This is a genomic window from Streptomyces sp. NBC_01433, from assembly GCF_026340105.1.
Classification (GTDB): domain Bacteria; phylum Actinomycetota; class Actinomycetes; order Streptomycetales; family Streptomycetaceae; genus Streptomyces.
In genome coordinates this window covers 4707406-4720827 of the sequence record NZ_JAPEPM010000001.1, presented here as the reverse complement: position 1 = coordinate 4720827, position 13422 = coordinate 4707406, and the positions used below count along the sequence as shown (strand labels likewise).

Annotated in this window: 7 protein-coding genes; 2 read left to right on the top strand and 5 right to left on the bottom strand. The window is 69.0% G+C overall.

Translation table 11 applies throughout. The annotated features are described in order from the left end of the window. Positions 1–3: 3 nt before the first annotated feature. The 4 genes from OG413_RS21255 to OG413_RS21240 are packed head-to-tail and all read right to left on the bottom strand — an operon-like array spanning position 4 to position 9011. Positions 4–2754, bottom strand: a complete 2751-nt coding sequence (locus OG413_RS21255) for a DUF3962 domain-containing protein (protein WP_266807785.1) — start codon at positions 2752–2754, stop codon at positions 4–6. Continuing rightward, positions 2742–6284: a hypothetical protein gene (locus OG413_RS21250; protein WP_266807783.1), complete on the bottom strand. Its 3543-nt coding sequence runs from the start codon at positions 6282–6284 to the stop codon at positions 2742–2744. Before OG413_RS21250 ends, OG413_RS21255 begins: the two co-directional genes overlap by 13 nt. Then, the gene (locus tag OG413_RS21245) at positions 6277–7413 is read right to left on the bottom strand and encodes a hypothetical protein (RefSeq protein WP_266807781.1); all 1137 of its coding nucleotides are present in this window, start codon (positions 7411–7413) and stop codon (positions 6277–6279) included. Before OG413_RS21245 ends, OG413_RS21250 begins: the two co-directional genes overlap by 8 nt. After that, on the bottom strand, positions 7410–9011 hold the full coding sequence (locus OG413_RS21240; protein WP_266807779.1) for a PD-(D/E)XK nuclease family protein: 1602 nt from the start codon (positions 9009–9011) through the stop codon (positions 7410–7412). Before OG413_RS21240 ends, OG413_RS21245 begins: the two co-directional genes overlap by 4 nt. An 83-nt stretch (positions 9012–9094) precedes the next feature. On the opposite strand from OG413_RS21240, the gene OG413_RS21235 reads away from it, so the two are divergent. Beyond that, positions 9095–9997 (top strand): serine/threonine-protein kinase, encoded by a 903-nt coding sequence (locus OG413_RS21235; protein WP_266810275.1) that lies wholly within the window; start codon positions 9095–9097, stop codon positions 9995–9997. Positions 9998–10045: 48 nt separating this feature from the next. On the opposite strand, the gene OG413_RS21230 is transcribed toward OG413_RS21235, so the two are convergent. Next, on the bottom strand, positions 10046–12862 hold the full coding sequence (locus OG413_RS21230) for a tetratricopeptide repeat protein (protein ID WP_266807777.1): 2817 nt from the start codon (positions 12860–12862) through the stop codon (positions 10046–10048). A gap of 228 nt (positions 12863–13090) precedes the next feature. Between OG413_RS21230 and OG413_RS21225 the strand changes: the two genes are divergently transcribed. Further along, positions 13091–13243 carry a hypothetical protein gene (locus tag OG413_RS21225; RefSeq protein WP_266807775.1) on the top strand — a complete coding sequence of 51 codons (153 nt, stop codon included), beginning with the start codon at positions 13091–13093 and terminating at the stop codon, positions 13241–13243. The last annotated feature ends 179 nt before the right edge of the window (positions 13244–13422 follow it).

Genomic DNA, 13422 nt, shown 5'->3' with positions numbered 1-13422 from the left:
CCGTCAGTCCGCGGACGGCGCGTCCGGCCCTTCCTCCTGCTCGCTGTCCATCACCGGAGCCTGTTGCGAGAAGGCGGTAGCGAGCGGCAGGACGTACTCACACGCCATCCGTGCCAGGTGCAGGGGCAGCGGGCGTGCCAGGGGCGGGTAGTCGTCGTGGAAGCGAAGCTGGTGCACGAGGGTGGCCCACTCGGCGGGCCGGTCGGCCGGGCGGTCCGTCCTTCCGGCGTCGGCCAGGGCCTTCTCCGACAGACAGCCGAGCACCGTCAGTTCCAGGTGGACAGGGTTCCATGCGCTCTTGCCCGGAGCGGTACGGCCTGCGGCGGTGGGGACCAGCTTCATGAGCCCCTTGGGCAGCGTCGCCGTGTGCGGTACGTCCGCCGTACTGGCGAAGACGCGGTTCTCCGGGTCGGGCGTGCCCCACACCCCCTTCGCGAAGCCCGCCTTGCCCTCGCCGTCGTGCGCGTACCACTCGGGGACCTCGTCACGGCCGTTGGCGTCCCGGGCGAGGACGACTCGCAGGTCGGGGCCGTACACCGCGAGCCGTTGAGCTTCGGACGCACCGAAACCCAGCATGTCCCGCGCCAGCGCTCCGTTACGGAGTCGGGGCCAGCACTGACGCAGGTTTCCGCTGCTTGCCATGAGCAGCGTGGGGCGGTCGCGCAGCTGGAAGAGCAGCGCCCGGATCTGTCGTTCGGCCTCCTGCTGCCCGTCCTCGGTGACCGTTCCGCTCCGGGCGGGGACGGGACCGGTGACCGCCGCGTTCCCGGACAGGGAGAGAAGAAGGTCCGGGTAGGGCACCCACGCCGCGCGTTCGGAGTCCCAGCCGTGGATGACGCCGTGGCCTTCGTCGGGGCGGACGCGTACCGCGACCAGTCGGCGCGCGGGACACCGTGTGGGCCCCTTCTTCGTGTAGCGCACCAGCCAGAGGGCGGCGTACTGCACGTCCTGCGGGATGCCCGCCCCTACCCGGTGCGCGGGAGGTGTGGTTGCCCCGAGCTGGCGGAAGGCGTCGAGCCACGCCGAGCGCGCCCGGTGCGGGAGTGTGTCTTCGGCGTCCCCGGGAAGACCGATGAACTGGCTGAGCCGTCCCCGGCTCGCGAAGCCGAGACGCAGCGCGTGCTTCGGATCGGAGTCGAGGGCCCGGAAGTGGTCCTTTCCCCCGAGCTCGATGATCGCCATCCCCCGTACGTCCCTCGGCCGTTCGACACGGTCGGCGATGATTGCACCCCGGTCGGCGATGGCCTCCGCGAGGCGGACGGCACGATGCCGTTTGCGGTCGCCCGGGAGTTCCAGCGGTGTGGCCAGTGCTCCGGCATGGCTGGTCCGGACCCGGATGTCGAGACCGTCGGCCTGCCAGTGCCAGGTCGCCTCCGTCCGGCCGCTGTCCTGTCGGCCGGGCGGCAGTCCGATCAGGTCCGGGAGGGCGGCGAGCAGTTCCGCCCGTGTCTCGGGCGACTGCCAGAGGATGTCGATCTCCAGCGGGCTGCCGTCCAGGGCATTCGCCAGCGCCTTGCGGCGGGCGGTCGCCTGGCGTGCCTCACGTGATTCGGCATCGCCTACGGGACCGGACCTGGGCAGGAGCGCGGGAGTGTTGTGCCGGGTGACCCTGGTCAGGTCCGGAACGCGCCGGAGCATGGGCCGCAGTCCTTCCTCGGCCCAGGCGTCCAGCTCCGCGCGCTCCTTGGGCATCAGTCCGGGACCCACGCTGTGGGAGCCGAGGGCCGGCCGGTAGACGATTCCTGCGGCGATGTCCTGGCGCCCGTTGATCCACTTCTCCGGGTCGGTGAGCAGATCTCCCGGTTCCGGGTAGCTGTGCACGATGTCCAGGTCCGGCAGGATCAGAGCAGGGCTGTGGTTGCGCCACGCCAGGCGTCCGCGGCTGCGGTCGTAGGCGAACGCGTTCTCGATCAGCCGCTCCCTCAGATCGGGAATGTCCGGCCAGGGAAGCGGCGCGTCCAGCAGCACGGTGGCCCCTCGCAGGTCCTGGGACCGGGCCTCCAGGCGGGTGGCCCACCGGCGGATACTGGTCGAGACATGGATCCGGAAGCGGTCGGCGAACGGCACGGTGTGGACGGTGACACCGACCAGGGCCGAGTAGTACCAGGTCCGTTTGCGGTGCTCGTACCGCTGGGGCGGCCAGGAGACCAGTTCCGCACCGTTCTCGCGGCTCACGACGCGGAAGCGGAGTTCGGCCCCTCCGGTACGGAACGGGTGGGCTGCCAGGCGAAAGGCGATCCACTCCGGGAGCAGGCTGTACAACCGCTGGGCCGGCTCGGCCGTGCCGCCCGCCGAGACGATCGTCTCAGTGAGGTCGATCGGTGCGGACTGCCATCGGGGCAGGTCTTCCAGGGCCGCGTCGAGGCCCCGGAACAGTTCGTCCTCCCTGCTCGCGAGATCGATTGTCTCGTCCTCGTCCTCCCGTACCCGTGCCTGTGACAGGTCGGCCGCCCAGGTGCTGATCAGTGGTGCGATCACCTCTCGTGGCACGGGCTCACGCCCGTACAGCCACGGGAGCCGGGAATCCGCACCCGCGTTGCGGGCGGTGGCCACCACCCCGGGGGCCAGGGCGCGCAGGAGGGAGTTGAGCCCGCGTACCGGCAGCGGGCCGTCACCGGAACGGCGCGTGCGGGCGTACAGGGAGGTGAGCTCCGCGTGCAGTTCCTCGCCGAACGGCATCACGTACGGGGATTCGAGCCACGGCCCGTACGCCGGGTCGGGCTCGTAGGCCGCTGTCCTGATCACGTGGTACATGGGGTGCCCCCTGACTCGTCGGCCGTGCGGCCGCGTTCTTCGGGTTCATCGGTACGCGGGGCCGGGTGCAGACAGCGGTTCAGCATCAGCCACAGCGGTCCGTAGAGTGCCTCGGTGATGAACCTGTCGTGCCCCGACTTCTCGCCGGTGTCGGTGAAATAGGGCCGTAGGACGTCCAGCACGCTGTGCAGAAGGCTGGATTCCGGCGTGTCCGGCCGTGAAGGTGTGGTGGACCCGTACGGCGCGAAGGCAGCGTCCACGAAGACCACGCGGGCAGGCACGCCACCTCGCACGAGGCGTCCGATCACCTGCCACATCAGGACGAGCATGTCCCAGGTGACTTGTTCGCGGTCGTCCCCGAGCCGGCTCCAGGCCATGCTGCGCTGAAGTACCCGGTACCAGCGCGAGCGCGCTTGTCGCCGGACCTCATCGGCGCCTTCCTCCACAGTCGCGCCGCTGCGGACCCAGGTGGCGAACTTGCCGTCGCCCATCGCCCGGACGATCCAGTCGTTGATGGCGTGGACGGCGAGCGCGAGGTCGTCGGGGTGCGGATTCGGGCGGGCGAGGAAGTAGACCGTACCGATGGCTGCCACGGATTCGTCGTTGAGGATGTTGTGCCCTCGCTCGACCGCGAGGAGAGGGGCTACGAGAATGTCCGCCCCGCAGTCCTTCAGATGCTCCACATCGCCTCGGCGCAGCACCCGGGCGTGGTGGTCACTGTCCCCCTCGCTGCCGTCCTCGATGTCCTCGTCGTCCGAGACCAGTCGCAGGACCCTGTTCTTCCAGCGGGAGTTGAGGGTGTGCAGGGCGTCCGCCGCTACCCGTGCCTCTTCGTAGCTTCCCACCAGGAGCAGGATCTGATCGCGTCCGGCAGGGAGCGACAGCAGTTCCACTTCCAGGGGGCCGCCGTCCTCCTTGTCCTCGTCGACGCTCGCTCCGAGCCGGGTCACGATGCGGCGCAGCATCTCCGGCCGGTCCTCCGGTGCGGTTCCCGAGATCCGCAGGGCCACACCGTCCTCGGTGATGAACTCGATCCGCATCTCGCTCTCTATGGCGATGCGGCGGGTCACTTCCGGCCGTGGCTCGATGACCACTCCCACGTCCACCGGAATGTGATATCGGCTGGACCGGCCGGCCCAACTGCTGCCGGACATGAGAAGGACATGGGCGCCCGGCCTGCCGTCCACGGCCGCCAGATCGGGCATCGCCCGAAGCAGTTCGCGCCCGACGCCGCTGCACCGGAAGAAGGAAAGCTCGCCAGTGCGGACTCCGCCCTCGTCCGGTCCTTTGACGTGAAACTGGAAGCCCAGGACATTTCCCATCGGTGCTTCGGGCACCATCGGCCCGTAGTCGGCCGGGCGGCGGTACATGGAGTTGTAGCCCAGCCTGAGGGCAGCCTCGACCCGCGGCCACATCGTGTTGATCAGCGCGAGTCTCGGTTCGAGCGCACACAGCAGAAGAGTGAATTCGAATTTCCTGGCAAACTCCGACTTCCAGATTTCCGGGCTCTGCGGCGGCCGGGGCTTCTTCCTCTTGCGCGGGCCGTCCTCCCACTTCTTCAGCTTTCCCTTCCAGATGGCCAGCTCATCCTCGTACCGAGCCTTCCGTGCGGCCATGAAGGGTTCGTCCAGGCGGAAGACTTCCTCCATCACGGTCACGAGGCGCCGCCTCGTATGCTCGGGACTACTGGTGTGCAGAACCTCGTTCAACAGACCGGTGAGTTCGGCGAAGTCCTCCTTGGTCAAGCGGAAGCGGTCACCGAACGGGTTGTCCCTGAAGGCGTCCAGTCTGGTGCCCAGTGCCTCCCGGACGGCGGTGTCCGGACCGGCCTGCCCGCTCCGGTCGTCGTCGTCATCGGGTAGCGGATAGCGCTCGTCGAGCAGTCCGAGCTGAAGCGTCCAGGCGCTGAAGTAGCCGGTCCTGACCCACGTACGCAGTTCGTGACTGCCGACCAGCATGGCGTACAGGCGGTCGGTCGCCGCCGCCGCCGTGTTCAGCGCCGCCGAGAAGTTCTCCACGTCCCGATCGGAGAGCTGGGTCCTGCCGCCGACGGAGAACTCACGTGTCTTGTGCCCGCTCAGCTTGTCGATGAAGCCGTCCTTGTCACCGCCCGCGAGCAACACGGCCGGGGCGAATGCCTGGTCCCACTGCATCTGGACACGGTCCGCCTCGTCCACGATCACGAGGTCGCTGCGTCGGCAGGCCAGCTCCAGATACCGGATACGTTCGCCGTTCTGCGGACGCGGCGGGCGGGCATCGATGAGACCGGCCTGCGTGGTCACCCAGATGTCGGCGTCCACGAGTTCGCGGGCCGCGTGATGGCGGGGGCAGGCCGACCAGTACGGGCAGCTGACCGTCTGCTTCTGCCAGCGCACCGCCCCCTGTCCGTCCGTGGGTTCGGGGCGGCGGGAATTGGGCTGAAGGCGATTGCAGGGCGCCTCTCCGAAGCCGAGCGGCCCCTCGCCCGGCGTGCCACGGCGCAGGACGTTCAACGCACAGGAGGTGCCGAGATAGTCGAAGGAGGAGTCGTCGTGGGCGAGCAGTCGGTGTTCGCCCCGCCCGGCCAGTCGTCGGTGCAGACGCTGGGCATGCCGCTCCCTGCCCGCCGCCCCGAGAATGGGAGCGGCCGCGCTCCGGGTATGGACGTTGTAGAGCTTGACGAGCTTGAGCACTTCGGTGACATCGCCGACCACAACAGTGACGCGTTTGGGAACGGGCAAGGTGGCGAGGTGAACGGCGATGATGTCGCGCAGGGTGCTCTTGCCCGCCCCGACGATGCCGAGAAGGTGCTGGATCCGGCTGACGGTGAACGTGGTGGACGGCCCGAAGCCGTCGCCCTGTCTGGTCGAGAGGTTGAAGGCTCGCAACCTGCCGACCCAGTCCTGCCCGCACTGCCGGGCATCCATCCGGGCCGCGGTCCGTTCCAGTTCGGCAAGGCTGAAGTTCAGCGGCTCGCCCCCGCCGGGTGGCAGCATGTCCACGTCGTGTGCGACCAGAGGCGTGCTGGGTACGGACGGCAGGTCGACCACCGCCATGTTGCGGCCGACCGGAAACGCGTGCGGTCCGGGCCCCGCCGACCTGAGCCGTTTACCCGTCAGCGGCGGCGCGAGCCGCAGTAGTTCGTCGTACACCTGACCGCGCCCGTGTGCGACGGACGTCTCGCACGCTTCGGCCGGCAGGCCGGGGTCGGGCACGTCGAAGACGCGCAGCGGACGTGCGAACCGCTGGTACCGCTCCAGCGCCTCGCGCCAGGCCCGTCCCCGGCGCAAGGTCCACAGGGAATACCGTCCGACGTGGAGCATGGTCTCGGCGTCCGCCGGCATCGGGGCACCCCACGTGGTGGCGAAGGGGTACCCGCTGAACAGCACCCACGCGTGCGCTGCGGGGCTGTCGGGCATCAGCCTCCTCTGCAGGTGCAGACCTAGCTCGACCTGGCACAGGGCCTCAAGTGCCGGCCTGCGCACGGTCGGACCGGCGAACGCCGAGAGCTCGACGAACACCTCCCTGAGCGGCTCGTTCAGGCTACGCATGGTCCGCCTCCGTTCCTTTCGTAGCGGTGGGCCTTGCCCGTACGTCGTGGACCAGGTCCTCGGGGGTCGTGAGCACCGGCCGTCCGCGAGGGCCGGTGTCCACCGCCCTCGCGAAGGCCGTCCGGTAGGCGGGGTCGCCCGCCTGCCTCCGCGGGACCACGACGAGCGTCACCGCAGAGGGACCGGCGGCGGATTCGTTGATCCTGGAGGCGAGCAGAACGGGCTGTTGCCGGTCGTACACCCGCATCAGCTGGTCCGGGGTACCGGCTCGGCGGATCCGGTAGGAGCCGAGGCCGGCCGAGCTGAACTCGTGTCCAACCTTCGCGCGGGTCAGTTCGGCCAGTGCCGCCCGCTCGGTCGGGCCCGCCAGGACGAGGAAAATCCGCAGGCTCCGCCGCAACAGGAGGGTGTGGCCGGGATCGCGGACGAGCCGAAGGGGAACCCCCGGCGGACAGTCCTCCTTCTCGCACCAGGTACCCGACCGGCCGGCCCGCTCATCGTCCTTCCGGGCGGGAAGTCCGCAGGTCCCGCACAGAACGAGCAGCCGCCCGCGCCGCAGATACTCCGGTACGGGTCCGTACAAGCCCTTGACCCGGTCCCAGACCGCCTTGTTCCAGCGTCCGCGCCCGTGCATCCGGTCCGCCTGGCTGATCAGGGGCCGGCCCATCAGGAAACTCCGGCAGCGGCGATACTCCACGGGGGAGCCACATCGCGCCGCCAGCCCCGCCATGAGGCTGAGCGCCTCCTGCTCGATCTCCCCCCGGGGACCGGCGGAAGCCAGCTCAAGACATGTTCTGGTGGGCATCGCCCCATCGGGGTGGATCAGTGTGGCGTCCGGGGACACCTGATCCGGTGGCACCTGGAACAACGGGTCGCCCGCGGTGGTCCGCCGGCACCAGGACAGCAGCTCCGGAACACTCCTGGGCGGTGTACGTCCCCGGCCGAGGCAGTACAGCACCATGCGGTCGAGCGCGAGCTGGGCGTCGCGCGGATAGGGCAACGAGAATGACCGCAGCCGCTCCTGGGAAGCGGCCGCGGCCACGACGCGTGACAACTCGGCGAAGAGCTCCGCCCCCTCGTGGCTCCCTGTCGGCGAGCCCGCCCGCGGCGCCGGTACCCCGGGCCTCATGCCGCCACGCCTTCCTCGGTGCCCGACGGGCACCAGCGCGCCACCTCGCACCGGGCGCAGTGGGAACCGGGCTTGGCGGTATAGGTGTCGTCCCGGTGCCAGTTGGCCGCCAGGCTGCTCAGCACCTCCTCGGCAGCCCCCCGGACGGCTCGGTCGAAGGGGTCGATGATCTCCAGATCCGCTCCGCCGGGGCGGAGTACCTCGATCTCGATCCGCGCGCGCGACGGTGAGCCACCCATGGTGCCGTCGGCGATGAGCGGAACCGCGAGCGCCAACTGGGGATAGCTGTCGAGAAGCCGGCCGGGTTTCCGGCGCTCACCGGCCGACGTCTTGGTCTCGCGCCACACCCAGGAGTCACCGTCCCGGTAGAGCAGATCCGGTGCGGCGATCACGACGGCGTTCCCCGTGGCGTCGTACCGCACCACCCGCGGCTCCGCACGTAGGTCGCTTCTGTCCCGCACGCACAACAGCGGGCAGACCGCCGCGTGCCGACGGAGCAGGAGCACACCCAGTTCGCGTTCCTCCTCCGGCAGCGCGAAACCTTCGGGAACCCACCGGTCGGGCACATTCACCGTGCACGGCCGGAGGGAGCCGTGGCCGTGGCGCTCCGCGAGGTAGGCGTGCACAGCACGGCCGCGCTCGGCGGCAGGGCCCCGCTCCACGGCGTCCAAGGTGGGCAGGTTCAGCCTGCGCAGATGATCGCGGGCCGGACACTCCCGGTAGTTGCGTCCGTTGGTGACCGACCAGGTGCGGCGTGGCCTCCCTGGCGTGTCGACCCCCAGAAGACCCGGCGCTTTGCGCAGGGCCGGGCAGACGGCGAGGTACGCGCAGCCTCCGCATGCGGAGCCGGGCCGGTACTCGTGGTTGTCCAGCAGACGGGCCAGAGCAGCTGCACCGTGGGTCCGGTACCGCTCGACGGCTTCCGCCCGGGTGCCGTCGAACAGCGTGCGCACCGCGCCGTCGAGGAGGGCGAACTCTACGACGCGAACGCGTGCGGGCGGCGGGCCCGGGGTGCCCTCGGCCAGCACCAACGCGGCTGCGGCGGCATGTGCCTCGTCCGGCGCCCTGTTGCTCAACCGGTTGACCGGCAGCCGAAGTTCGCGCCGGGTCCCGTCGGCCGACTGCAGGCAGCGACCCCAGGCGGTGATGCGGTACTGGCGTGCGCCCCGGCCGTCCGGGACGGACAGCTGGTGCCGGTAGGCCCAGGGCTCCGGAGCTTCTGCAAGGAGATCATCCGGATCCGGCGGGAACGCGGCTCGGTACATGGACACGGCGTGCGCGGTCCACTGCCGCAGGCCGTCATGAACCGCAGGCGTCGGGCGTCCGGCACCGGAGTCATCCGCACTGTCCGAAGCCGCCCCTCCTACTGCTCCGTCATCCGCCGCACCGCGGTCGAGCGCGGCCATCATGGGGCCGAAGGGGAACTGTTCCAGCACTTCCTGGCCCCGCGGGGAGAAGCGCTGAGGGCGATAGCCTCGTGCCTTCAGCGCGTCGGCGGCCGGGCAACGGTAAGCGTGGCTCTTGAACATGCCCAAGGACACGTTGATGACATCGGACTTCCGGTACAACCCGTCGGGGGGTGTCCAGGATTCCGTCATGATGACTCCCTTTCTCAGTCGATTCCGGCCGTACGCAGGGTGCGGCAGAATTCGGAGGTAGCTCGGTGACGCCGGTGAAGAAGATGGTTCTGGGGCGCTATGAGTTGATGGAAATGGTGGGCAGCGGGGGCCAGGGAGAACTCTTCGCGGGCTGGGACGTCGCGACCGATCAGAAAGTCGCCATCAAGCTCCAGAAGCCACGCCAGTTCGAATCGACGGGGCATTACGGGGAGATCGCCGACGAGCTCGCCGACGAGGGCGGTCGCACGAAGTACCTCGCGGGAATCGAAGGAATCCCCAGGTTCATCGAATGCGGCCAGTATCAGAACCGGTACTGCATCGTCCTGGAATTTGTGGAGGGAGCAGTTCTGTACGACAGGATGATCTCCGCCAGGCCGGTGAAAGAGATGTCCACTGCGGCTGCGATCATCGGCCAGCTGTGCGAAATCCTGCATCAGGTGCACACGCGTCGGGTCGTCCATCGTGATGTGAAACCGGAGAACATCATCCTGGAGCCGGACGGACGGGTGCGGCTGATCGACATGGGTCTGGCCATCGAGATCGGCGAACACACCGAACGAGGCTGCGGAACGGTCGGTTACGCGCCCCCCGAGCAGTACGACGAGAATCCCGACGGCGTGACCCCACGGGCGGATGTCTTCGCCCTCGGCTGCATGCTGCTGGAGATGACGGTCATGCGGCTGCCCTATGCCGGTACGGAGAAAAGGCCCGAGCCCGAATGCCCGGTCCTGCCGCCCGATCGTCTGCGACTGGTGCCGGAACAGATCCGGTCCCTCGCGCTGCGGATGGTGGACCGCGAGCCCGCGAACCGCCCGACGGACGTGCTGGAGGTTTTCGACCTCCTTCGCCCGCTCCTCCACTGCCCCGGCTCGAAGCCTCCGAGCAAGCCGCTGGACCCCGATCCGACCGAGTTCTACCGGACCGGGCGTTCGGCCCTGTGGTCCCTCGGCGACATGGTCCGGTGACGGCCAACTCGGTCGCCCCGATCACCGCCATCGCCCCGGTCGCCCCGGTCACCCGAGATTCCCCAGCAGGTTCTGCACTTCGCGCAGCCCTTCGCCGCCCATCGACTCCAGCAGCTCGACGACGCGCTCCAGAGCCTCCACGGCGTCGGGCACCCGCCCCGCGGCCGTCAGCACATCGGCGTAACGGCGCAGCGTGCGGGCCTCGTTGGGCCAGTAGCCCAGGTCGCGGTAGATACCGATGGCCCGCTGGTACACGAGCAGCGCCTCGTCCCGCTCGGACCGGGACAGGTGGATCTTTCCGAGCGTGACCAGCACATTGGCCATCCCGTTCAGGTCCGTTGTCGTCTCGAAGATCCGCAGAGCGTCACCGCAGTCGCGCAGGGCGGCGTCGTACTCGCTGTGGTCGTGGCGGAGGGTGCCGAGCCCGTTCAGCGCCGCTGCCTCACCCACGGGGTCGCGCAGGTCCCGGAACATGTCCAGCGCCCTTCGGTAGTCCTCCTCCGCAGCGGCCAGGTCGTCCTGACGGCGCAGGGCGATGGCCCGCATGTGCAGGGACCTGGCGAGGCTCAGACGTCCGGCGTCGCCTGCTTCCCGCTCACTCAGACGGATGGCCTGGCCCAAGCGCCACACGACCTGCCGGTCCGATCCCATCCTCATCTCGCTGCCGGCCAGCATCCGGTGGACCATGGCCTGGTCACCGGGTGAGGCGTCTTCCCGGCATGCATCCGCCGCGGGCATGAGGTTGTGGTACGCGGCGGCATGGTGGTTGCGCCGCCACTGGTAGGTGACCAGAGCCATGGGCAGGAGCCAGATGTAGTGATTCAGCCCCTTCTGAACGGCCAGCTCGGTGCACCGCATGGCCGCCTCGTACTCCTCTGTCAGACGCAACATCGCGACTTTTTTGTCACGAGAACCGGCCATCCTCCTTATGGCCTCGGACAGATTGATGGGTAGCGTCCTGCCCGGATCAATCACCTGGTCATGGGCCCACACGTACTGGAGTTGGTAATCGAGTACCCGGCGCACCGTCGCTTCCTCCAGTTGCCTACGCGGCCCACCTGCCGACGGGTCCAGCTCGTGCCGGGCATAGGCCCGCACCAGGTCGTGCAGGCGGTAGCGGTCGGACGACCGTTGCACGAGGTTGGCTCGCACCAGTTCCTCGATGGCCCGGCCCACATCGCCGCCCGCGCCCACGCTCCCCAGGTCGACCGCGGCGGACCAGCTGATGCCCGGCCCCGGATGGACGGCGAGCTGCCAGAGAAGGCATCGCGCCTCCGGGGAGAGAACGCGCGCCGAGCAGTCCAGCGCCAGCCTGACGGAGAGGTCGTGCCCGGACAGGTGGAGTGCGTCCAGCTTCCGTCGCTCTTCACGAAGTTGCGTGACGAGCGCACGGATCCCGTCCGAAGTGCGCCCTTCGATGCGCTTCGAGACAACCGTGAGTGCCAGGGGCAGACTCCCACAAAGTTCCGCGAGTTCACTGATCAGATGCCCGACCCTGCGGAGGACTCCCGAATCGACCGCCTCGTTCAGAATGCCTTCCGCGGTCTCGCTGTCCAACGGCTCGATCGGCCTCATGTTCACCTCCTTTCGGGCCCGCAGATCCGCCAGGCTGTCCCTGCTGGTGACGATCACGGCACAGGCACCGCCGCCCGGAAGGAGGGGGAGGACCTGTTCGGCGTCGGCCGCGTCGTCCAGGACGATGAGCACGGAGCGAGTGGTCAGCGCCGTGCGGAACGCCGCACTCTTCCGTTCGAGCCCGGTCGCGTTCGTACACACGCTCAGATCTGCCAGGAACCGGTCCAGAACCTGTTCCGGGTCCGCCGCGGCCATCGTGCCATCGGCGACGCCGTGCAGGTCGGCCCAGAGAACGCCATCGGGGTAGTCCCGTTGGACGAGTTCACCCAAGCGGAGCGCCAGGGCGCTTTTCCCCACCCCCGGCATGCCCGTCAGCGCGATCAGCGCGCTGCTGACCTGTTCCCGTCGCTCGTCGAGGAATTCACGCAGCGAGGTCAGATGGCCGTCCCGGCCGAGCACCGGTCGGCCGGACGCGGGCAGCTGCTGGGGGATGGAGCGCAGGGGTCCGGCCCGACGCGATCGCCTACCGAGTGCGCCCCCGCACAGATCCGCGATCGTCTCGATCAGCTCCGGATTTCTCGGAGCGCCGTACTGCTCATTGCGCTGCTTGACCAGCCCCCGCAGAGCTCCGCGCCCGAGCCTCGAACTCTGCCCGATCAGGTGGTACCGGAAAATCCGCTCGTCCCGCGGAAAACGCCGGCCCAGGTCGGCGGCCTCCTCTCGAAGCCACTCGTCCAAGTCGGCCTGGTATGCGGCGTCCAGGCGCATGATGGCCGCCCGTAGCCATTCCATCCGCAGTTCGGAACGCCTCGCCTCGAACGCGCCCGGAATCCCTTGAAGGGCCTCCCCATGCGGCCACCCAGTCATTACCAGGTCCAGCGTGTCGAAGCGCTGCTGCCCACACAGCGTAGCCGCGTACAGGACGCCGTCACGGAACTGGAAGAGATCCAGGCCGCCCCGGGGCAAGTTAATCGAACATTCGCGCAACCTCATGCGTGGCACACCGGGAACCACGTCCCGGACAAGCTTCAACCACTGGCTGACGGCGTTGTCGCTGACAGCCTTGTCCGACCGAAGGACATGCTTGATCTCTTCGACCGTGGCCCGGCATTCGTCCGCGGTGGCCAGGAGAGCGAACAGGGCAGACATCTTGTCGGCGCCTTTCACAACGCGGTCACCAGCGACAAAGACCTCGACCGCCCCGAGCACACGTGCGCGCACCACCTTCCCCTCGTGCACCTCGGCCGCACCGTCCGCCGCCCCCAGCAGCATGTTCCGCCCCCTCAGCACCCTGACTCCTCACGCACCCGTCCTCATCGCCCCTTTCGCATCGCCCTCAGATTCGCCTCAGAACACGCAGCCCTTCCGTCCGTGGAACTCGGGCACGATGCCGTCATCACTCGAAGCGCCGCAGAACCGAGTAACCCGAACCGAATCGCTATCCGCCAACTGCCTTACGCCGAAGCCACTTTGGACCGAGTGATCACGACGCAACTCCACTACGCCGAGGAGAGACCGATGACCAACCGCCGCCGTCCCCGCCGCGGAACCCGCGCCCTGCGTTCCTCGTCGATCCCGTCGACCAGGCGGCTGATCGACAAGGCCAAGCCGCAGAGCCCGGAGGCTCCGCCGGCGGCCACCCCCACCACCCCGGAGTCCGAGCAGGCGTAGCCGCACCCTCCCTCCAGCGGCCGACGCATCAGGGTGCCCGCCGGCGGGCGGGCACCCGCACCTTCCACGCCAATCTGCCCACAGGGTCGGCAGGTTCTCCTGCGGCCCTACCACTCGCCTGCACACCTCGACGCGCCGCTTCAGCACTCACGCGTACAAATCTGTGACGTGTGGGGCTG

Excerpts from the sequence above, each read along its gene's own strand:
- OG413_RS21245 (WP_266807781.1), bottom strand. The coding sequence starts at position 7,413 with ATGAGGCCCGGGGTACCGGCGCCGCGGGCGGGCTCGCCGACAGGGAGC.
- OG413_RS21225 (WP_266807775.1), top strand. The coding sequence starts at position 13,091 with ATGACCAACCGCCGCCGTCCCCGCCGCGGAACCCGCGCCCTGCGTTCC.
- OG413_RS21240 (WP_266807779.1), bottom strand. The coding sequence starts at position 9,011 with ATGACGGAATCCTGGACACCCCCCGACGGGTTGTACCGGAAGTCCGAT.
- OG413_RS21255 (WP_266807785.1), bottom strand. The coding sequence starts at position 2,754 with ATGTACCACGTGATCAGGACAGCGGCCTACGAGCCCGACCCGGCGTAC.
- OG413_RS21235 (WP_266810275.1), top strand. The coding sequence starts at position 9,095 with ATGGTTCTGGGGCGCTATGAGTTGATGGAAATGGTGGGCAGCGGGGGC.
- OG413_RS21250 (WP_266807783.1), bottom strand. The coding sequence starts at position 6,284 with ATGCGTAGCCTGAACGAGCCGCTCAGGGAGGTGTTCGTCGAGCTCTCG.